At 67.1% G+C, this 20,335-nt stretch carries 16 protein-coding genes; 9 read left to right on the forward strand and 7 right to left on the reverse strand.

The genetic code is table 11. From position 1 onward, the window contains the following. The first annotated feature begins 28 nt into the window (after window positions 1–28). Window positions 29–985: a diacylglycerol/lipid kinase family protein gene (locus tag ACODS4_RS10315; RefSeq protein ID WP_488863273.1), complete on the forward strand. Its 957-nt coding sequence runs from the start codon at window positions 29–31 to the stop codon at window positions 983–985. 387 nt (window positions 986–1,372) lie between these two features. Here the strand turns inward: ACODS4_RS10315 and ACODS4_RS10320 are convergent, their stop codons facing one another. Then, complete coding sequence (locus ACODS4_RS10320) at window positions 1,373–2,728, reverse strand: TldD/PmbA family protein (RefSeq protein ID WP_488863275.1); 1,356 nt, start codon at window positions 2,726–2,728, stop codon at window positions 1,373–1,375. Between the two features lie 162 nt (window positions 2,729–2,890). Between ACODS4_RS10320 and ACODS4_RS10325 the strand changes: the two genes are divergently transcribed. Continuing rightward, window positions 2,891–3,631 (forward strand): DUF1223 domain-containing protein, encoded by a 741-nt coding sequence (locus ACODS4_RS10325; RefSeq protein ID WP_488863277.1) that lies wholly within the window; start codon window positions 2,891–2,893, stop codon window positions 3,629–3,631. Between the two features lie 37 nt (window positions 3,632–3,668). Here the strand turns inward: ACODS4_RS10325 and ACODS4_RS10330 are convergent, their stop codons facing one another. The 3 genes from ACODS4_RS10330 to ACODS4_RS10340 all read right to left on the reverse strand — a co-directional run bounded on the left by ACODS4_RS10330 (window position 3,669) and on the right by ACODS4_RS10340 (window position 6,794). Next, entirely contained in the window at window positions 3,669–4,157 is a 489-nt protein-coding gene (locus ACODS4_RS10330; protein WP_488863279.1) for a DoxX family protein, read from the reverse strand. Between the two features lie 119 nt (window positions 4,158–4,276). Further along, complete coding sequence (locus ACODS4_RS10335) at window positions 4,277–5,803, reverse strand: UbiD family decarboxylase (protein ID WP_488863280.1); 1,527 nt, start codon at window positions 5,801–5,803, stop codon at window positions 4,277–4,279. Window positions 5,804–6,137: 334 nt separating this feature from the next. Beyond that, window positions 6,138–6,794, reverse strand: a complete 657-nt coding sequence (locus ACODS4_RS10340; RefSeq protein WP_488863282.1) for a class I SAM-dependent methyltransferase — start codon at window positions 6,792–6,794, stop codon at window positions 6,138–6,140. A 236-nt stretch (window positions 6,795–7,030) separates the two neighbouring features. On the opposite strand from ACODS4_RS10340, the gene ACODS4_RS10345 reads away from it, so the two are divergent. Further along, window positions 7,031–7,825 (forward strand): CHAP domain-containing protein, encoded by a 795-nt coding sequence (locus tag ACODS4_RS10345; protein ID WP_488863284.1) that lies wholly within the window; start codon window positions 7,031–7,033, stop codon window positions 7,823–7,825. A 91-nt stretch (window positions 7,826–7,916) separates the two neighbouring features. On the opposite strand, the gene ubiA is transcribed toward ACODS4_RS10345, so the two are convergent. Next, window positions 7,917–8,840 (reverse strand): 4-hydroxybenzoate octaprenyltransferase, encoded by a 924-nt coding sequence (gene ubiA, locus ACODS4_RS10350; protein ID WP_488863286.1) that lies wholly within the window; start codon window positions 8,838–8,840, stop codon window positions 7,917–7,919. A gap of 170 nt (window positions 8,841–9,010) precedes the next feature. Between ubiA and ACODS4_RS10355 the strand changes: the two genes are divergently transcribed. From ACODS4_RS10355 to ACODS4_RS10370, 4 genes are all read left to right on the forward strand, one after another. Further along, window positions 9,011–9,406, forward strand: a complete 396-nt coding sequence (locus ACODS4_RS10355) for a response regulator (protein ID WP_488863288.1) — start codon at window positions 9,011–9,013, stop codon at window positions 9,404–9,406. 53 nt (window positions 9,407–9,459) lie between these two features. Continuing rightward, window positions 9,460–10,260, forward strand: coding sequence for a 16S rRNA (uracil(1498)-N(3))-methyltransferase (locus ACODS4_RS10360; RefSeq protein WP_488863289.1), 801 nt, complete (start codon window positions 9,460–9,462; stop codon window positions 10,258–10,260). 30 nt (window positions 10,261–10,290) lie between these two features. Then, window positions 10,291–11,655, forward strand: a complete 1,365-nt coding sequence (locus ACODS4_RS10365) for a glutamate--cysteine ligase (RefSeq protein ID WP_488863291.1) — start codon at window positions 10,291–10,293, stop codon at window positions 11,653–11,655. Between the two features lie 212 nt (window positions 11,656–11,867). Next, window positions 11,868–13,397: a Fic family protein gene (locus ACODS4_RS10370; protein WP_488863293.1), complete on the forward strand. Its 1,530-nt coding sequence runs from the start codon at window positions 11,868–11,870 to the stop codon at window positions 13,395–13,397. A gap of 15 nt (window positions 13,398–13,412) precedes the next feature. Here the strand turns inward: ACODS4_RS10370 and ACODS4_RS10375 are convergent, their stop codons facing one another. Further along, complete coding sequence (locus ACODS4_RS10375; RefSeq protein ID WP_488863295.1) at window positions 13,413–14,258, reverse strand: BglII/BstYI family type II restriction endonuclease; 846 nt, start codon at window positions 14,256–14,258, stop codon at window positions 13,413–13,415. Between the two features lie 202 nt (window positions 14,259–14,460). On the opposite strand from ACODS4_RS10375, the gene ACODS4_RS10380 reads away from it, so the two are divergent. Continuing rightward, on the forward strand, window positions 14,461–17,493 hold the full coding sequence (locus ACODS4_RS10380) for a response regulator (RefSeq protein ID WP_488863297.1): 3,033 nt from the start codon (window positions 14,461–14,463) through the stop codon (window positions 17,491–17,493). On the opposite strand, the gene ACODS4_RS10385 is transcribed toward ACODS4_RS10380, so the two are convergent. Next, entirely contained in the window at window positions 17,456–19,168 is a 1,713-nt protein-coding gene (locus tag ACODS4_RS10385; RefSeq protein WP_488863299.1) for a glycosyltransferase family 9 protein, read from the reverse strand. The two genes, ACODS4_RS10380 and ACODS4_RS10385, sit on opposite strands and share 38 nt — an antisense overlap. A gap of 308 nt (window positions 19,169–19,476) precedes the next feature. On the opposite strand from ACODS4_RS10385, the gene ACODS4_RS10390 reads away from it, so the two are divergent. Next, a complete protein-coding gene (locus ACODS4_RS10390; RefSeq protein ID WP_488863300.1) occupies window positions 19,477–20,328 on the forward strand; it encodes an electron transfer flavoprotein subunit beta/FixA family protein in 852 nt (283 codons plus the stop codon). Window positions 20,329–20,335 lie beyond the last annotated feature (7 nt).

A 20,335-nucleotide genomic window follows, 5' to 3' on the forward strand; every position in this document is an offset into this window, starting at 1 on the left:
AGCCGCGCCGTCGGACAGGAGCGAATCGTTGCGGGACTCAAGCGAATTGGGCGGGATCGCGGTCGGGCCGGGCGCGGCGGCGGTTCGGCGTCTGCTGGTCATCCACAATCCGGTGGCGGGCGGTCGCCGGGCGCGCCGCCTGCGCGCGGTGGTTGAACAGTTGGAAACGCGGCACGGCGTCCAGGTGTTGGTGCGTTCCACCGGCGGGCGGGGCGACGCGGAAGCCTTCGCCCGCGACGTGGTTCCCGGCACCATTGACGCGGTGGTCGCGGCGGGCGGCGACGGCACCATCAACGAGGTCATCAACGGGCTGGCGACCCACGCCGCCGCTGGCCGCGCCGTGCCGCTGGGCGCCGTGCCGCTGGGCATTGTGCCGATGGGAACCGCCAACGTGCTGGCGGGCGAGTTGGGCTTGCCGACCGATCCCGACGGGGTGGCGCGGGTGTTGGCCGGTGAACGGATGGCGCTGATTCACCCGGCGGTCGCCAACGGGCGGGTGTTTTCGATGATGGCCGGGGTCGGGTTGGACGCGCGGGTGGTCGAATGCGTGGACGCCCGGCTGAAGCGCCGGATCGGCAAGGGGGCTTACGTCGTCGAAACCCTCAAGCAGTTGGCGACGCGACCCGACGTCCGTTACCGGGTGTCGCTGGACGGCGGCCCGGCGCTAGAGGTGGCGGCGGTCATCGCCGCCAAGGGGCATTTCTACGGGGGCCGCTTCGTCTGCGCCCCTGACGCCCGATTGACCGAGCCGGAGTTGCAGGTCTGCCTGTTTCCGCGCGGCGGGCGGTGGAACGCGCTGCGCTATGTCTGGGGCGTCACCGCCGGGCGGCTGCGCCGTTTCCCCGACTATCGCGTGATTCCGGCGCAGCGTCTGCGCATCGAAGGGCCGGTCGGCGACGCCGTGCAGGGCGACGGCGACGTGGCGGCCCGTCTGCCGGTGGACGTCGCGCTGGCTGGTTGGACGCTGCCGGTGCTGGTGGGGTAGAGGGGAGGGGTGGCGCTTGTTGGGGCGCCAGCGATGGAGTACAGTTTGGCCATGGACGACGCACCCATGCCTGGGCTGAAGACTGTGGCGGACGACGCGTTGCGGCGGAGTCTGGACGCTGACATTGCGCGCGGCCTCGCCGAACTTCAGGCGGGTGACGGCGTGGCGCTTGACGATGCTTTCAGGTTTCTATGGGCGGAATTGGACGATGGCTCCATGACCACGCCCGTGACCACGCCCAAACGAACTGGGACGAACCGCCGCCATCCATGACGCCGCCATCTGTGACTGGGAGGCGCTCAACCAACGCTTCGCCGACGGCTTTGGCCGAGATCATTGCGGCCCTGTTGGGGTGAGGCGCCCGCAGGCGCCCCATCCCCTTGATCCTCACAACCCGGCGATCATCATCCCGTCGATGCGCACGGTCGGCGCGTCCATGCCGAAGCGCAGCTCCAGATCGTCGGCCGCCTCCATGTTCAGGAACATGTCCTTCAGGTTGCCGGCGATGGTCATTTCGTTCACCGGGTGGGTGATGACGCCGTTTTCGATCCAGAAGCCGCCCGCGCCCCGGCTGTAATCGCCGGTCACGCCGTTGACGCCCATGCCCATCAGGTCGGTGACGTAAAAGCCCTCTTTGATCTCGGCCAGAAGATCGGCGCGGCTGCGCTTGCCCGCCGCCATGTAGACGTTGGCCGGGGCCGGGCCGGGCGGGCCGGAGGTGCCGCGCGCGGCGTGGCCGGTGGTCGCCAGACCCAATTGACGGGCCGACCGCAGGTCGAGCAGCCAGGTGGTCAGCCGCCCATCCTCGATGATGGTGTGGCGGCGCACGGCCACGCCCTCGGCGTCGAAGGGGCGGGAGCGCAGGCCGCGCATCACATGCGGGTCGTCGATGATGGTGACGCCCTCGGGGAAGATGCGCTCGCCCATCTTGTCTTTCAGAAAGCTGGTGCCGCGCGCGATGCTGGGGCCGCTGATCGCCCCGGTCAGATGGCCGAGCAACCCGCGCGAGGCGCGCGGATCGAACACCACCGGCAGCTTGCCGCTTTTCATCCGGCGCGGGTTCAGGCGGCGCACCGCGCGTTCCCCGGCCTCGCGCCCGATGTCGGCGGCGTCGCGCAGGTCGGCGCCATAGACCTTGCTGTCATAATCGTAATCGCGCTCCATCCCCGTGCCGGTCCCGACCAGGACCGAGGCGGACAGCGATTGCCGCGACACCCCGTAAGACCCGGCGAAGCCGTTCGAGGCGGCGATGGCGATGGTCGAGCGGCTCCACCCGGCGTCCGCCCCTTCGGAATTGGTGACGCCCGCCACGGCCAACGCGGCCTCTTCGGCGCGGCGCGCGCGCTCCATCAGACTCTCGATGGCCGGTTCGACCGGATCGAGGATGTCGATCTCGGGGAAGCTGTGGGCGATCTGTTCGGGGTCGGCCAGACCGGCGAAGGGATCCTCCGGCACCACCCGCGCCATGGCGACGGCGCGCTCGACCAACTCGCCCAGCGCCTTGGCGCTGCGGTCGGAGGACGAGACGATGGCCTGTCGCTTGCCGATGAACACCCGCAGGCCGAGGTCGCCCGATTCCGACCGCTCCAGCTTCTCGGTGGCGCCTAGGCGTTGGCTGAGCGAGACGGACGCGCTGTCGAACAGCACGGCGTCGGCGGCGTCGGCCCCGGCGGCGCGCGCCTTGGCGATCAGATCGCCCAGCAGATTCAGAATCTCCGGCTGGTCGTTCGGCGAAACAGGCATCAGGCTCTCCGGTTGGTCTCTCTTCTGTCTAGCAAATGGGAGGCCCGCACGGAACCCGGAAGGGGCGTCGCCGCGTTCACGCCCCCGTTCGCCCCCCCGTTCACGTCCCGCTCGCGGGCTTGTGAGTGGCCGGTTGGGAGCGTGGGGACTAGGCTGCGCGGTATGACCCACGCACGCACCCCCCTGATTTTGGCGGCTTTGGCCGCGCTGGTCGCTGGCGCCGCCGACCCGCGCCCGGCGCGGTCGGCCGACGCCCCGATCCTGGTCGAGCTGTTCACCTCGCAAGGCTGCTCGTCCTGTCCGCCCGCCGACGCTTACTTGAAGGAGCTGGCGGGGCGCGAGGACGTCATCGCGCTGTCCTTCCACGTCGATTATTGGGATCGGCTGGGCTGGCGCGACCCTTTCGCCAATGGCTGGAACACCCGGCGGCAATACGCCTATCAGGCGGCGCTCGGTCAGCCTTACGTCTACACGCCGCAGATGGTGATTGATGGCCGGGATCAGGCGGTCGGTTCCGACCGCGCGGCGGTTGGCCGCATCCTGGACCGGCGTCGGGGCGAGGGCGCGGCGGTGGCCGTCTCGCTGGAACGGACGGACGAGGACCACGCCCGCTTGCGGCTTCCCGCCGCGCCGGGGATGAGCGGGCGTTTGACCCTGTTCGGCTTTGACCGGAAACAGGACACCGACGTGCGGGCGGGGGAAAACTCCGGTCGGCGGCTGCTGAACACCAACGTCGTTTCGGTGACGGAAGAGATCGGGCGCTGGTCGGGCGAGGCGGTGGACCGGCTGTTGACCTTGCCGGAACCCAAAGCCGGACGCGGTTACGCCCTGGTGCTGACGCAGGAGGGCGGAACGCCCGCCACACGCGTTTTGGGAGCGGCCCAGGTGAAGGCCGCTCCCTGAAAATCATGCGCTGGAAAAGCACGCGCTGTTGGAAGGATCAAGCCGTCTGGCGCTGACCGGCGTCGTCAAGCGCCGGAAGCGTCAGCGCGAAGGCGCCGTTGCCCAGCAGGGCCTGCGCGGCGAGCATCACCGTCCAGAAGGCGGGGAACTCCCAACCGCCGTTGGGCGAGGCGAACATCCAGCCGTTGCCGACATGCTGCAAGGTCGCGCCGATCATGATCGGCAGCAGGGCCAACGCGATCCAGCGGGTGAACACCCCGGCGATCAGCAGCAGGCCGCCGCCAACCTCGCCCAAGATAACGAGATAGGCGAAGGCGCCGGGATAGCCGATGCTCTCGAAATAGCCGACGGTTCCGGCGACGCCGAAGGTCAGAACCTTCAGCAAAAAACCGTGGGCCAGAAACAGCGCGCCAAGGGCGACGCGCAGAAGCAGGGCGGCGTAGGGGGCGGTGCGGGAGTCGATGGTCGGGTTCAGGCTGGCGGTGGTCATGGTCGCGGTCTCCGTCGTCTTGGTCAGGCCCGGCATCGGGCGGTTCGTCTGAAGAGGAGATTACGCGTTTCCCAAAAAGTGATAATCAGCGATTTTAGCGACGGGTCGTTCCGAAAATCAGGACAATGGGGGCCGCTAGCCCCCATCCACCACGCTCACTTCCAGATCGGCGCGCCGCTGCCGGGCAGGCCGTAGAGATCCCATTTGCGGCTGACCTGGTCGATGGTCTGTTGATCCATGCGGATCTTCTGGCCCCACTCGCGCTTGGTTTCGGGCGGCCATTTGTTGGTGGCGTCCAGCCCGACCTTGCCGCCCAGGCCCGATTCGGGGCTGGCGAAGTCGAGATAGTCGATGGGGGTTCCCTCGATCACCGTGATGTCGCGGGCCGGATCCATGCGGGTGGACATCGCCCACATCACATCCTTCCAATTCCGCGCGTCGATGTCGTCGTCCACGACGATGACCCATTTGGTGTACATGAATTGGCGCAGGAAGGACCAGACGCCCATCATCACCCGCTTGGCGTGGCCCGGATAGGCCTTCTTCATGCTGACCACGGCGATGCGGTAGGAGCAGCCTTCCGGCGGCAGCCAGAAATCGACGATTTCCGGGAATTGCTGGATCAGCAGCGGGATGAACACCTCGTTCAGCGCTTCGCCCAGGACGGAGGGTTCATCGGGCGGGCGGCCGGTGAAGGTCGAGAGGTAGATCGGGTTGCGGCGCATCGTCATCGCGGTGACGGTGAAGACCGGGAAGGGTTCGACCGAGTTGTAATAGCCGGTGTGGTCGCCATACGGCCCCTCGTCGGCGTGCTCGTCCAGGCTGACGTGACCCTCCAGCACGATTTCGGCCTGGGCCGGAACCTTCAGCGGGATGGTCTTGCAATCGACCAGCTCCACCTTTTTGCCGCGCAGCAGCCCGGCGAACTGGTATTCCGACAGAGTGTCGGGGACGGGGGTGACGGCGGCGAGGATGGTGCCCGGATCGGCCCCCAGCACGACGGCGCAGGGCAGCGGCTCGCGCTTGCCGCCCAATTTTTCTTGGTGGGCCTGCCAGCGGTGGTGATGCTGCGCGCCGCCGCGATGCTTCAGCCAGCGCATGATCGTCTTGTTTTTCCCCAACACCTGCATGCGGTAGATGCCGAGGTTGAAATCGTCCTCGCGCTTGCCGGTCGGTCCCTTCGTCACCACCAGCGGCCAGGTGATGAGCGGGGCCGGTTCGCCCGGCCAGCAGCTTTGCACCGGCAGGCGGCCCAGATCGACCTGATCGCCGGTCAACACCACCTCTTGGCAGGGGGCGGAACCGACGGTCTTCGGCTTCATCGACATCACCGTCTTGGCCAGCGGAATCAGCTCCAGCGCCTCGCGGAAGCCGCCGGGCGGTTCGGGCTGTTTCAGGAAGGCCAGAGTCTCGCCCACGGCGCGAAGCTGGTGCGGCTCGCGGTCCATGCCCCAGGCGACTCGCTCCACCGTGCCGAACAGATTGACCAGCACCGGCATTTCCGACCGCGTGCCGTCGGCCTTGACGACATTCTCGAACAGCACCGCCGGGCCGCCTTCGGCCAGCAGGCGGGTTTGAATCTCGGTCATTTCCAGGACGGTGGACACCGGCTCCTTCACCACCACCAGCCGCCCGGCCTTTTCCAGCCGGTCGATGAAGTCGCGCAACGAGGTGTAGGGCATGGGATGGCTCTTCCGGTGGTCTTGCGGTGATGGTCGTTAAGGTTCAGCGCGGGGGCGGGGTCGTCAAGGGGGGCGGTGAGGGGAAGGATTTTTTGACACAGATGGACACAGATAAACACAGATGGACAATGATAGGCGGTTGGTTGGTTTTTCCAGCTCTGCGTTTGCGCCAGTCTTTCTTAAATTTATCCCCAATATTATTTTTAATAGTTATAATATTTTGATTTTAGACAATCATGTGTCTCGCAAGCATCCAAATACAATCTTATTTCATTTCCATCTGTGTTTATCTGTGTCCATCTGTGTCAAAAAATCTCCCCCACGCAACCGCAGTTCATTCCGCCAACAACCGCCAAATCACCGTTTCGCGGGCTTCACGGTCTTCCAGTTCCAGGGAGGTCGGCACCGTGTAGGTCGCGACCTTTTCCAGCCCGCTGGTCGGGACATAGGCGCGGCCCGGATCGCCCAGAAGAACCAGGGTTCCCGTCGCGGCGATTCGGCGCAGCCAGGCCGTGACCTTCTCGGCCATCGGCTTTTCGTAACAAACGTCGCCCGCCAGAACGATGTCGATGCCGGGCAGATCGCGCCCGATCAGATCGACGCTGACCGGCTTGACCTCCACCCCGTTGGCTTCGGCGTTCAGCCCGATGGCGGCCAGGGCGAATCGGTCGATCTCGCAGGCTTGGACCCGCGCCGCCCCGGCCTTCATCGCGGCGATGCCGACGATTCCGGTGCCTGCGGCGAAATCGAGCACCGATTTTCCCGCCACAAGATCGGGTCGGTCCAACAACAACCGGGCCACCGCCTGTCCCCCCGGCCAAGCGAAGGCCCAGTAAGGCGGCGGCAGGTTCTTTTCCGCCAAGGTCTCTTCGGTGGCCATCCACAGGGGAGTGACCTCGGTCGCAAGATGAAGCGTGATTTCCGGCAGCAAAGGAGCGGTCGTCAGCGTCGTGTTGTCGCGGACGAAATCGGGCGGCGAGGGGTTGTTCATGCGAGGAGTCTCAATGGCTTCCGCTGGTGTCGGGAAAACCGCCGGTCATGCGCCGTCTATACAGCGGATCAAACGGTGTAGACAGGGCCGGGAACCCTGTGTTACCCGTTTGTAAGGGGAAAAACAAAGGGATTGGGGGAGTCATGCGGTCGAGGGGAACTGCCATAAGCCTGTCGTTCGCGGCTTTGCTCGCGCTCAGCCCTATGGCCGTGACGCCAGCCGCCGCGCAGGATTGCGTGCGCACCGTTCGCGCGATCTCGGACTTCACCATTCGTGGCGACGCCTGGACGTGGTGGAACCACGCCGCCGGGGTCTATGACCGTGAAAACCACCCCGCCGTCGGATCCGTGCTGGTCTTCAAGCGCACCGGCCACATGCGCCGGGGGCACGTTTCGCTGGTCAGCGCGGTGATTGACCGCCGCACCATCGAGGTGGATCATAGCTGGATCGGCGGTGACGGTCTGCGGCGCGGCATGCGCGTCGTCGACGTCTCCCGCAACAATGATTGGTCCGCCGTTCGCGTCTGGCACGAGCCGACCGAACAGATGGGCATGCGCGTTTACGCGTCCTACGGCTTCATCATGCCGGAAGGCGAAGAGGCTCCGGCCAAGAATCGGGCGCTCGACGCGGGCGACCGTGGCATGGACACCGATTTCTCCGTTTCGCCTTCGGGCCGCGCCAAGGCGCGTTCGTCGGGGCCGCGCATCGTCGAGGCTTCGCTCAAGGCGTCCAAGCGCGTTGGTCCGTCGCTGAAGGTCCCCACCACCACGGTGGTGGCCCACGCGGTGACGATGCCGGGCCGCAAGCCGCAGGCCTTGGTCGCCAGCGTGGCCGCTCCGGTCAAGCGCGAGCGCCTTGACGTCGCCACGGCCATCATGCCCAACCGTAAACCCAACCTGTCGAACGTGGTCAAGAGCGCGGCCAAGAACTTGGTCGCTTCGGTGGATGGGGTGCGCACTCTGGTTCCCAACCGCAAGCCGGGTTCCACCATCAACGCGGTGGCCGAGTTGGTGGACGACGATCAACGTTGATTGCGCGTCGCATGGTGAGAAGAAACAAGCGGGGCTTTCGCCCCGATTTTCTTTTGGCGAATCAGCCCGTCGTGGGCCTCCCGTCGTGGGCCTACAGCTTCCCGGCCAGAATGGCGGCCAGCACGATCCAGCCGAACCAGCGGTTTGATTTGAATTTGTCCAAACAATCATTCTGATCGTCCGGGCGCCACGTCGCCACCTGCCACGCCAGATGCAGGGCGGCCAGCGACAGAACCGGCAGATACAGCCCCCCCAGACCATCCAGCATGCCGGCCAACCCCAGCCCGCCATAGGTCAGGCTGTAAAAGCCGTAAATCCAGATTTTGCTGTGGTCGCCCAACCGCAGGGCGGTGGATTTCACGCCGATCCGGGCGTCGTCCTCCTTGTCCTGGTGGGCGTAGATGGTGTCGTAGCCCAGCGTCCAGGCGACGCCGGTCACATACAGCACGATGGCGGGCCAATCCAGATCGCCGCGCACGGCGGCCCAGCCCATCAACGCCCCCCAATTGAAGGTCAGCCCCAGAAAGGCTTGCGGCCACCAGGTGACGCGCTTCATCAACGGGTAGGTGAAGACCAGCGCCAGCGACAGCACGCCCAAGCCGATGGCGGCGGGCTGGAATTGCAGCAGGATCGCCAAGCCGACCAGCAGTTGGGCGATGAGAAAGGCCAGGGCTTGCCGCACCGACACTTGGCCCGAGGGAATCGGGCGGGCGCGGGTGCGCTCCACCATCGCGTCGAATTTGCGGTCCAGGATGTCGTTGACCGTGCAGCCCGCCCCGCGCATGACGATTGCGCCGACCGCGAACAGCGCCATCATCCACAGATCGGGCCAGCGCGGCGCGGCCAGCGCCAGACTCCACCAGCAAGGGAACAGCAGCAGCCAGGTTCCAATCGGGCGGTCAAGCCGGGCCAGGGTGGCGTAAGGCCGCCAGGCGGCGGGCAGCCAGCGACCGATCCAGCCGTCCCGGCGAATGTCGGTGTAACCGGCGGAATCGGGCGAAGGGGCGCTGGTCATGGCGGCGGCACGGAGCAAGTTGGAAGCGGCTGGCCGCACCCTATCGGGCGTGCGCCGTCGCGTCCAGCCGGACGGAACGGGGCCGGGGCCGCGCGCAAGAAAGGCTTGCCACTGGCGGCGTCGCCTGGATACTGGCGGCACCCGTCCATGGCTTTGGGTTGCTCTTCGGCATGACGAACGACGCTTCATCTGATCGGCTTGCGATCGTGATCGACGACGAGGCCATCATTCTCGCCGGCATGGAGATCATGCTGGACAGTTGGGGCTACCGCGTCATCGCCGCCGAAACGGCGGAATCGGCGTTGGCCGCCCTGCGGGCGCAATCCCCGACGCCGATTCCCTGCGTCATCATCTCGGATTACCGGCTGCACGGCCTGTCGGGGGTGGAGGCGGTGCGGGCGTTGCGGGCGCTGTGTGGCGCGCCGATTCCCGCCATCATCCTGACCGGCGACACCGGGGCTGATCTGGCCGCCGCCGCTCAAGTCCACGGCCTGACCGTGGTGCACAAGCCGGTGGCCCCGTCGGACTTGCGCGTCCACATCGACCGTCTGGCGGCGAAAGGCTGACGCGCCCGCCTTCGGGCGGGTATAGTCGCCTCCGTTTCGCGGAGAGGGACGCCATGACCGACCAGCCCCAGGGCATTGTGAAAACCCGTCTGTATGTTGAAAGCCCGCTGGCCGAGGGGCAATCGGTCGGGCTGGACCATGAGCGTGCGCATTTTCTGCGCCATGTCCTGCGGCTGGACCGGGGCGACGCGGTGGCGGTGTTCAACGGGCGCGACGGCGAATGGCGCGCGGTGATCGACGGCTTCGGCAAGGGCTGGTGCTCGCTGACCGTCGCCCAGCAACGGCGGGTCCAGAGCGCCGCGCCCGATCTGTGGCTGCTGTTCGCCCCGCTGAAGAAGGGCCGCATCGATTTCGTGGCGGAAAAGGCGACCGAGATGGGCGTGTCGCGCCTGTGGCCGGTCTTCACCCGCCGCACCGACCCCAACCGGGTCAACAGCGACCGTCTGCGCGCCAACGCCGTCGAGGCCGCCGAACAATGCGAGCGGCTGAGCGTGCCGGAACTGGTCGAGCCGTCGCCGCTGGCCCGCGCGCTGGCCGATTGGCCCGCCGACCGCCGCCTGTTCCTGTGCGCCGAGGCGGGAAACGCCCGGCCCATCGCCGAAGCCATGCGCGAAACGGGACCGTGCCCGGCGGCGCTGCTGATCGGGCCGGAGGGGGGGTTCGACCAGTCCGAACTTGACGAACTGGGGAAACTCCCCTTTGTTGTTCCGGTTGGTTTGGGGCCGCGCATCCTGCGGGCCGACACGGCGGTTGTGGCGGCGCTGGCCTGTTGGCAATCCCTGTCCGGGGATTGGACAGCCGACGGCGGCGACACACGGCCGCCCTTCCGCTCGCCGACCGAACCGACGGTCTGACCTTACAGCCACTAATCTGCGGGAGCTTCCATGTCCGCACCCCCGACAACGCGCGGCGAACCGATCACCGACCGCCGCCAACTGGTCGCCTACCTGGAATCGGGCTGCAAGCCAGCCGAAGCGTGGCGCATCGGGACCGAGCACGAGAAATTCGCCTACCGCGTCGCGGACCGCCGCCCGCTGCCCTATGACGGGCCGGACGGCATTCGCGAATTGCTGACGCGGATGACCCGCTTCGGCTGGCAGCCGGTGGAGGAGAAGGGCAACATCATCGCGCTGGTCGACGGCATGGCGAACATCACGCTGGAGCCGGGCGGGCAGGTCGAACTGTCGGGCGCGCCGCTGCGTGACCTGCACGAGACCGCCGCCGAACTGGCCCAGCATCTGGCCCAGGTTGGCGAGGTTGGGGCCGAGTTGGGCGTCGCCATGATGGGGTTGGGCTTCCAGCCGAAATGGACGCGCGACGACATCCCGTGGATGCCCAAGGGCCGTTACAAGGTCATGCGGAACTACATGCCGAAGGTCGGCTCTCTCGGCCTCGACATGATGACGCGGACCTGCACGGTTCAGGTCAATCTGGATTTCGCGTCCGAAGCCGACATGGTGAAGAAGTTCCGCGTGTCGCTGGCGCTTCAGCCCATCGCCACGGCGCTGTTCGCCAACTCGCCCTTCACCGAAGGTCAGCCGAACGGCTTCCAGAGCTACCGCAGCCACATCTGGACCGACACCGACCCCGACCGCACCGGCGACATCCCCTTCGTCTTCGAGGATGGCTTCGGGTTCGAGCGCTACGTCGATTACCTGCTGAAGACGCCGATGTATTTCGTCTACCGCGACGGGACCTACATCGACGCGGCGGGCCAATCCTTCGTCGATTTCCTGGACGGCAAGCTGCCCGCCCTGCCGGGCGAACGGCCGCTGCTGACCGATTGGGCCGACCACACCACCACGGCCTTCCCGGAAGTGCGGCTGAAGAAATATCTGGAAATGCGCGGGGCCGACGCCGGAAGCCTGCCCAACCTGTGCGCGCTGTCCGCCCTGTGGGTCGGGCTGCTGTACGACGATCAGGCGCTGGATGCCGCGTGGGATCTGGTGAAGGACTGGACGACGCCGGAACGCGCCGCCCTGCGCGCCGAGGTGCCGCGCGCTGGCCTGCGCACCCCCTTCCGCGACCGCACGGTGCGCGAGGTGGCGTTGGCGACTCTGGCCATCGCCCGCGACGGTCTGGTCCGCCGCGCCCGCAACAACGACGCGGGCCAGGACGAAAGCCTCTATCTCGACACGTTGGACGCCATCGCCCAGAACAACCACAGCCCGGCGGACGAACTGCTCGCCCGTTTCAACAGCGCCTGGGGCGGCAACGTCGATCCGGTGTTCAAAGACTGCGCCTATTGAGCGTGGCGTGACGGACAAGCCTGCGCGTGGGGGGAACCTGCGCGCAGGCTTTTTTGTTGTCCGTTGATGAACGCTGACGCGGGCGGGGGTTTGGCGCGCCTGTGAAGATTTTTTTGGAAAACTGGCGAAACTTGAAAAATTTACGAAGATCGTGAAGATTTCAACGGATGCCTCACCAGCTTTGAGGCCATTCCCATTTTCCGGGGGCGCCGATGCCAATCCGATTGCAAGACGGCGAACGCTACACCGGGTTGATGGGCCTGATCGCGCGCTTCGATCTTCCGGTTCCGCAGCCAAGCGTGATTTCGATCCTTGGCGCACGCCAAAAGCGGCAGGTTTTTGAAGAGCCGCACCGCCGGATCGAACGGTACGGCGCGGCTCAGGATTACGGCGACACGCCGGTGATGGATCTGAAATTCGCGCTGCGCTACGAGCCGACGGATCTGGCGATCCTGCGTCTGGCGTTCGAGCGCATGGACGCCGCCGATCTGGAGCGCTGGGTCGCCGGGGAACCGAACGGGGCCTTCGCCCGCCGCGCTTGGTTTTTCTTTGAATGGCTGACCGGGCGGCGGCTGGATCTGCCCGACGCCGGGCCGGTTGGCTACACGCCCGCTTTGTCCCCGGACAAGCACATCGTCCGCCTTCCCGGCGAACCATCGCGGCGTCACCGCGTCACCAACAATCTGCTTGGCACACCCGCCTTGTGCCCGGTGATCCGCCGGACGCCGCAGATCGACGCCCTGTCGCGGTCGGGCATCCAGGCGGAGGCGGCGGCGCTGATACAAGGGGCCGATCCTCAGATTCTGGCCCGCGCCATCCAGTATCTTTACACCAAGGAGACCAAGGGAACCTTTGAGCTGGAACGCGAGACGGCGAGCGGAACAAAGGCTGAGCGTTTCATCGCCGCGCTGCGCTCCATCCGTGATTTCGACCCGGCCAGCGAACGGGATCAGACCCGGTTGCAGGGCATGATCGTCGATCCCCGTTACGCGGCCAGCGGCTGGCGGGATTTCCAGAATTTTGTCGGCGAGTCCGCCACAGGACACCGGGAGATCGTGCATTTTATTGGCCCGAAGCCGGAGGATGTGCGCGACCTGATGGGCGGTTTCGCCGCGCTGGTGAACCGGCTGAAGGGGGGCGGGCTGGATCCTGTGCTGATCGCCGCCGTCATCGCCTTCGCCTTTGTCTTCATTCATCCTTTTGCGGATGGCAACGGTCGGATCCATCGTTATTTGATCCATCACGCCTTGGACGAGGGCGGCTTCACCCCGCCGGGGATGTTGTTTCCGGTCTCGGCGGCGATCTTGCGGAATCAGGCGGCGTATGACGGCGCGCTTGAACGTTTCTCCCGAGCGATCACTCCCCACATTGATTGGGCGTGGAGCGGCGATTCGTCCAACATCCTGGTCAAAAACCGCACCGATCACCTCTATCGCTATTTCGACGCGACGCCCCAGGCGGAATATCTGTACCAATGCGTCATCGACGCCGTGCGCACCGACCTGCGCGACGAGGTGTTGTTTGTCGAGCTGTTTGACCGGGCCATGACCGGCGTGATGGACCGGATCGACATGCCGAACCGCAAGGCGGCGCTGCTGGTGCGGTTGGTCATGCAGAATGGCCGCGTCGGCAAGGAAAAGCGGACCACGCAATTCCCCGAACTGACCGAGGCCGAGATCGACGAGTTGGAGCGGATCGTGCGCGCGGCGCAAGGCGGGGCCGCTGGGGGAAGGGAGGCGTAGCTGGAGGATGGCGCGTCACCCCAGATCGTCGTCGTCGTCGCCATGGCCGTCCAGGTCGAGCGCGACGGCGTGGCGGATCACCGGGTGGCGGGCTTTCCAGTCGTCAAAATCAGAGACCAGGGCCGGGCGGATGCCCAGCGCCAGAATGGGGCAGCCGCCGCCGCGCCCGGCGTCCAGGCGGTAGAGCAGCTTTTTCATCCAGGTGGTGCTGGCGCCGTATTTGTTTTGGAAATTTTTCATCTCGACCCGCCGCGCCACCTCGGTAAACAGCGGGGCCAGTTCGGCGCTGCGGGTCAGCAGGACGCCCGCGCTGACGATGCCGCATTCGTAGAAGGTGCGCGCCGCGTAAAGGTCGCGGTCAAAGGTCTGGTCCTTGCTGTTCCATTCCAGATCGAAGGCGACGCGGCCCTTCACGAAGTCGATCTTGTGGCCGTCGATGAAGCCCTTCACCTTGTAAATCTCGTCGTGCTGGCGCTGTTCCGTCACCGTCTGGCCCCGGTTCTTTCCGGCGATCCGGCGCTTTTCCTCATGGGTGACGATCATCTTGGTGATGAACAGGTCGCCGCGAATCCGGGTTTCGTTCCAGCCCAACGGATTCAGTCTCAGGTCCATGGATTTGGCGATCTGGGACTTGTTGCCGCCCGCCGCCACGATGTCCTCGGTGCGGATGCGGAAGTCCATCAGTTGGGCGGTGATCTCCTGAAACTCCGCCGCGCAGGCGTGGGCCAGGATGCGCGCGGCGTTGCGGTAGCTGTGCACCTCGTACAGATCCAGGAATCCCGGCGGGAACAGGTCGCCCAGGTCGGAATCCTTGGCCTCGATGATCGGGGCGGTGTCGTGGATGCAGCTCAGCAAATTCATGGCGGCGCGTCGGGTGGCGGGAGGAACGGGCGGGCGTCACCATGGCGGTTGCGGACCCGCAAATCCACCCTTTCCGTGGGTTGCCGGGCGCCAGGGCGGCGCATGGTGTTGGGGATGGGGGAGGGCGACTGGCGGGGGCCGACTGGCACGGGGTTGTTGGCTTGTGCTATCGTCGCCGCGCGCGATGGTGGCGGGGGCATGGATGAGCGACGAATTTCTGTTCGCCGACGAGGAACCGGCGGTCGAGGCCGGAACCGCCGTTCTTGAGCCGCCCGAGCCGGTTGAACCATGGATCATCCTGATCGTTGACGACGATCCGGCGATTCACGCCACAACCAAAATGGTGCTGCGCGGCTTCACCTTTGAAGGGCGTCCGGCGCTGTTTCTGTCGGCGGGGACGGCGGGGGAGGCGCGCGCCGTGCTGCGCGAAAATCCGGCCATCGCCGTGGTTTTGCTCGACGTCGTCATGGAATCCGACGACGCCGGTTTGCGGCTGGTCCGCTTCATCCGCAGCGAAATGAACAACCGCCGCGTCCGCATCATTCTGCGCACCGGCCAGCCGGGCCAAGCGCCCGAACGCGACGTCATCCTCAGCTACGACATCAACGATTACAAATCCAAGACCGAGTTGACGGCGCAAAAGCTGTTCACCTCGGTGGTCGCCGCCCTGCGCGGTTATCAGGACATCACCGCCATTGAGGACCACCGCGAGGGGCTGGAGCGGATCCTCGACGCGTCTTCCTCCCTGCTCGACAAGCGGACGATGGCGGCCTTCGTGGATGACGCGGTGGCGCAGATCGTCAGCGTCAGCCCACCGGGCGACGGGGTGGCGCTGGTCAGCCGTCTGACCGACGGGGAGAGCGGCGGCGAGCCGCTGCTGCTGGGCGGGGCCGGGCTGTACGCCGGGGCGGCGGGGCGGTCCTTGAGCGCCGGTCTGCCCGCTGACGCGGCGGTGCTGGTGATCGAGGCGCTGGCCGATGGGCGCAACCACTATGACCGGGGGCGCAGCGTCTTGGTCTTTCGTTCCGCGTCGCGTCGTCACGAAACGGCCTTTTACCTCAGCCACCGGCGGGCGATGTCGGCGGACGAGCGGCGGTTGCTGGAGGTCTTTTGCTCCAAGGTCGCCGTCGGCTTCGACAACGTCCATCTGTACGAGGAATTGACCGAACTGAACCGCAGCCTGGAGCAGCAGGTGGACGACCGCACCCGCGCCCTGGTCACGGCGACCCAGGCGGCGGAGACGGCGCGGGCGGAGGCGGAAGCGGCCAATCAGGCCAAATCCCTGTTCCTCGCCACGATGAGCCACGAGATCCGCACGCCGATGAACGGCGTCCAGGGCATGCTGGAGTTGCTGGAGCACACCAGCCTGACCACGGACCAGCGCGAGCTGGTGGACGTCGTCCGGGATTCGGCGGGCGCGCTGCTGACCATCATCAACGACATCCTGGATTTCTCGAAAATCGAGGCCGGACGGCTGGATCTGGAACGGGTGCCGGTGTCGCTGGCGGCGGTGGTCGAGGGGGTGGCCGACACGCTGGCGCCGGGCGCGCGGGACAAGGGCCTGTCGCTGATGACCTTCGTCGATCCCGATTTGCCGCCGTTGGTGTTGGGCGATCCGGTGCGCATCCGGCAGGTGTTGTTCAACATCACCGGCAACGCGGTGAAATTCACCCAAAGCGGTTCGGTCACGGTGAAGGCGGAGTTGGCCCGGTTCGACGGTGATCGCGTGACCATCCGGGTCGCCGTGACCGACACCGGCATCGGCATTTCCCCGGACAACCAGGCCCGCTTGTTCCGGCCCTTCGTGCAGGCGGAAGCGTCGATGACGCGGCGTTTTGGCGGCACCGGCCTTGGCCTGTCGATCTGTCGACGGCTGGCCGAATTGATGGGTGGGGAGATTGGCGTCACCAGCGCGCCCGACGCCGGTTCGACCTTCTGGTTCACCTTTTCCGCTGATTTGCCGGTTGACGAGGCGCTGGCCGAATCGGCGGCTCCGCTGGTCGGCGTCACCGTGCTGCTGCTGGCCCCGGACGACGCGGAACGCGGCTTTCTCGCCCGCTATCTGAACAGTGACGGCGCGCTGGTGGTGGACGCGCCCGACGCGGAGGCGGCCTTGCGGATCCTGCTGCCGACCGCCGTCTGCGACGTGTTGGTGGTCGAGGCCGGGGTGGACACCCGGCCTTTGAGCAACGATCCGCGCGGTCGGGTGCGTGGTCGGGTGACGCTGTGCGGGCCGGGGGATTTGGCGCCGTCGGGAAGCATGCCGATCAATCGTCCGGTGCGGCGGTCCCATTTGGTCCGCGCCGTGCTGGCGGCGGCGGGTCGCGCCGCGCCGGTGGAAACGCCGACGTCTTCGACTGCGCCCGCCGCCATCGCCGCCGTCCGCCCGCCGACCGTCGAGGAGGCGCGGGCGCAAGGGCGCCTGATCCTGGTGGCGGAGGATCACCCGACCAACCGCCGGGTCATCCAACGCCAATTGGCGCTGCTCGGCCACGCCATGGAACTGGCGGAGGATGGGGCGCAGGCGTTGGCGATGTGGCGCGCCGGGCGTTACGGCCTGCTGCTGACCGATTGCCAGATGCCGGAGATGGACGGCTTCGATCTGACCCGCGCCATCCGCGCCGAGGAGGCGGCGATGGGGGATGGCCGCCGTCTGCCGATCGCCGCCGTCACCGCCAACGCGCTGGAGGACGAGGTGCAGAAATGCATGGCCGCCGGGATGGACGACAGCCTGTCGAAGCCGGTCGATCTCAACCAGTTGCGCCGGGTGCTGAACCGCTTCCTGCCGCTTCCGGAGACGGCGGCGGAGAATGGCGCGCATTCTGGCGAGGTCGCGGCGCGGGAGATCGCTGAGGCGTCGTCGTCGTTGGTTCCGGTGGAGACGCCGCCCCTGGACGTTGACGCGCTCATTGCGATGTTCGACGGCGACCATGAGTTCGTCTTCCAACTGCTGGGCGAATTCGTGGCGTCGAACGCGGCGTCGTATCTCTGGCTGCGGGACTCGTTGGCGGCGCAGATTTGGGGCGACGTTCGGCAGGCGGCGCACAAGCTGGCCGGATCGTCGCGCACCGTCGGCGCGCGTGATCTCGCCAGCGTGGCCGACGCGGTGGAGATCGCGGCGCTGGAATTGCGGTTGGACGGCATCGACGGGATGGTGGAGCGCACGGGGCAGGAGCTTGACCGGGTGATCGCCTGGATCAAGGCGGCGGAGCCAGCCGCCGCGCCGCCGCCGTAACCGCGCGCAGCACCGGCGTCCAATCGCCCAGCGCCGGTTGGCGGAACAGCCGGGCGGTTGGGTACCACGGGCTGTCCTCCCGGTCGAGCAGCCAGCGCCAGCAGCCGTCAAAGCGCGACAGCACCCACACCGGAACCCCCAGCGCGCCCGCAAGATGGGCGACCGCCGTGTCGACGCTGATGACCAGATCCAACCGCTGGACCAGCGCGGCTGTGTCGGCGAAATCGCGGGCGGCGGCGATGTCGTCGGTCCAGACGCGCCCGGCGAAGGGCGCTTCGGCGGCCTGCGCGGCGGCGCTCCCCTTTTGCAGGCTGACCAGCCGCAGGGCCGGACAATCCAGAAGCGGGGCGAACCCGGCGAGCGGAACGCTGCGGCGGGTGTCGGCGTGGCTCCATCGGGCGTCGCTGTTGTGCGGATCCCCGGCCCAAACCAACCCGACGGACAGGACGCTGCGGTCCTCGGGCAAGGCGGGTTGGCGGGCGTCGGCGGGAACCCGCAGATAGGGCGCGTGGTTCGGGCACTGGTCGGGGGTTGTCGCGAACAGGCCGGGCGCGTCCATCATCGGACACAGGAGGTCGGCGGGCGGATCGTCGCCCAGCGGAACGGCGGCGGCGACGCCGGGGGCGTCGGCGAACAGGCGGACCAGCCCCGGCAGGCATTCCACCACCACCCGGCCCCCGGCCTGGGCGATCAACGGGGCGTAGCGCATCATCTGGATGGCGTCGCCATGCCCTTGCTCGCCATAAAACAGCAGGGTTTTGCCGTTCAGCGGCTCGCCCCGCCAGCGCGGCGGCGGTCGGGCGGGCAGGGTGACGCCGCGCGCGAAACGGACGGCGAAGGACTGCCAACCGGCCCGCCAATCCCCGGTGACAAGCTGGGCGTGGGCGAGGTTGTAGCGCGGATCGACCGCCGTCGGATCAAGCCGAACCGCCCGGCCATAGGGGGTGAGGCTGTCGGCGTGCCGCCCCTGGTCGCCCAAAACCACCCCCAGATGAAACCACGCCGTCGCCTGCGCCGGATCCAGCGCCAGGGCGGCGCGGTAGAGCGGCGCGGCCTCGGCGTAGCGTCCGGCGATCTTGGTGGCGTCGGCCAGCGCCCGCCGCAGGGCGGCGTCGGTGGGCGCGTCGGCGATGGCCCGGCGGATGGCGTCGGCGGCGGCGGGATGGCGGGCGTCGAGCAGGATGGCGGCGGCCAAGCGGGCGACGGCGGCGTCGGCGGGATCGAGCGCGGCGGCGCGGCGGGCTGGCTCGGCGGCTTCGGCCCGCGCGCCGCCGTCGCGGCAGGCCAGCGCCCGGTTGCCCCAGGCCAGCGGATCGTCGGGCTGGATCATCGCGGCGGCGCGGTAGGCGCGGGCGGCGGGGGTCGGTTGCCCGTGATCGAACAGGGCGTCCCCGGCGTCGCGCAGCCCGGCGGCGGCGGCGGGCCAATCGCCGCGCACCGCCTTGGTCAGATTGCCGCGATAGCTGGGCGCGTCGGGGTTCAGGGCGGCGGCCCGCGCGATCAACCCCACCGACTCCCGCACCGGGCCGCCCTGTTGGGCCTTTAGAATCCCCAGCAGATGCAGCGCGTCGGCGTGCAGGGGCGCGTCGCGCAGGATCGCGGCGTAGAGGTCGGCGGCTTCGGCAAGCCGTCCACCCTGGTGCAGCCGCAGGGCGTCGAGAAGGGGATCGGTCATGGCGGGCGGAAGCTTACACGCCGCCCCGCCCAGCGGCTAGCCCGCCAGCGGCCAGCCTTCGGGGGCGGTCACGCCGGATCCTTCGTCCGCCGACGGCTGTAACGAAGCCGACATCCCGGCGCTTTGTCGCGTTTGCGACAGGAACCCGACACAGCGTTCTTCGTGAAAACAAACAACAATATCAATGATAAAGCCTGTGTTTCACCGCTGGCACGCCGCTTGCTTTCCATCCTGTCAACGCGGGGTTCCGCCGGTGTCGATCCGGGTCCCCGCCCGCGTCAAAGCCCAGCGGTTTTAAGGAGACCGGGATGCACATCGTCGTCTGTATCAAACAGGTGCCCGACAGCGCCCAGATCCGCATCCATCCCGTGACCAACACGATCATGCGGCAGGGCGTCCCCGCCATCATCAACCCGTTCGATCTGTTCTCGTTGGAAGAGGCGCTGCGGTTGAAGGACAAGGTGGGCGCGCGCGTCACCGTGCTGACCATGGGGCCGCCGATGGCCGAAGCCTCGCTGCGCAAGGCCCTGTCGCTGGGCGCCGACGACGCGGTTCTGCTGACCGACCGCAAATTCGCCGGGTCCGACACGCTGGCGACCAGCTACGCGCTGACCTCGGCGATTCAAAAGCTGGCCGAAGAGCAGCCGGTGGACATCGTGTTCTGCGGCAAGCAGACGGTGGACGGCGACACCGCCCAGGTCGGCCCCGGCATCGCCACCCGTCTGGGCTTCGAGCAGCTCACCTACATCACCAAGATCGAGGATCTGAACCTCGCCTCGAAGGAGATCGTGGTGCAGCGCCGCTCCGAAGGCGGCGTTCAAGTGCTGAAGACCAAGCTGCCCTGCATGATTACGATGTTGGAAGGCACGAACGCCATCCGCTTCGGCAAGATGGACGACATGTTCCGCGCCGCCCGCTACGAGCTGAAGACCTGGAGCCGCGATTTCACCGGCGCCGAAGAGGCGAAGGTCGGTTTGAAAGGCTCGCCGACCGTCGTGTCGAAGGTTTTCGTGCCCAAGCCGCGCGCGGAAAAGGCCGTGATGATCCAGGCCGACGGAACCAGCCCGGACGCGCTGGCCGCCGCCGCCCTCGACGCCATTTTTGCCGCCCAGCCCAAATTGGCTGACGATTTGCTCGCCCGCGCTGCGGCCGGGCTTTGACGATCCA

The sequence above is a fragment of the Azospirillum sp. FG154 genome, assembly GCF_057809575.1.

Coding starts and splice junctions, on each gene's coding strand:
- ACODS4_RS10320 (WP_488863275.1), bottom strand. CDS start 2,728: ATGCCTGTTTCGCCGAACGACCAGCCGGAGATTCTGAATCTGCTGGGC.
- ACODS4_RS10325 (WP_488863277.1), top strand. CDS start 2,891: ATGACCCACGCACGCACCCCCCTGATTTTGGCGGCTTTGGCCGCGCTG.
- ACODS4_RS10330 (WP_488863279.1), bottom strand. CDS start 4,157: ATGCCGGGCCTGACCAAGACGACGGAGACCGCGACCATGACCACCGCC.
- ACODS4_RS10335 (WP_488863280.1), bottom strand. CDS start 5,803: ATGCCCTACACCTCGTTGCGCGACTTCATCGACCGGCTGGAAAAGGCC.
- ACODS4_RS10340 (WP_488863282.1), bottom strand. CDS start 6,794: ATGAACAACCCCTCGCCGCCCGATTTCGTCCGCGACAACACGACGCTG.
- ubiA (WP_488863286.1), bottom strand. CDS start 8,840: ATGACCAGCGCCCCTTCGCCCGATTCCGCCGGTTACACCGACATTCGC.
- ACODS4_RS10355 (WP_488863288.1), top strand. CDS start 9,011: ATGACGAACGACGCTTCATCTGATCGGCTTGCGATCGTGATCGACGAC.
- ACODS4_RS10360 (WP_488863289.1), top strand. CDS start 9,460: ATGACCGACCAGCCCCAGGGCATTGTGAAAACCCGTCTGTATGTTGAA.
- ACODS4_RS10365 (WP_488863291.1), top strand. CDS start 10,291: ATGTCCGCACCCCCGACAACGCGCGGCGAACCGATCACCGACCGCCGC.
- ACODS4_RS10370 (WP_488863293.1), top strand. CDS start 11,868: ATGCCAATCCGATTGCAAGACGGCGAACGCTACACCGGGTTGATGGGC.
- ACODS4_RS10375 (WP_488863295.1), bottom strand. CDS start 14,258: ATGAATTTGCTGAGCTGCATCCACGACACCGCCCCGATCATCGAGGCC.
- ACODS4_RS10380 (WP_488863297.1), top strand. CDS start 14,461: ATGAGCGACGAATTTCTGTTCGCCGACGAGGAACCGGCGGTCGAGGCC.
- ACODS4_RS10385 (WP_488863299.1), bottom strand. CDS start 19,168: ATGACCGATCCCCTTCTCGACGCCCTGCGGCTGCACCAGGGTGGACGG.
- ACODS4_RS10390 (WP_488863300.1), top strand. CDS start 19,477: ATGCACATCGTCGTCTGTATCAAACAGGTGCCCGACAGCGCCCAGATC.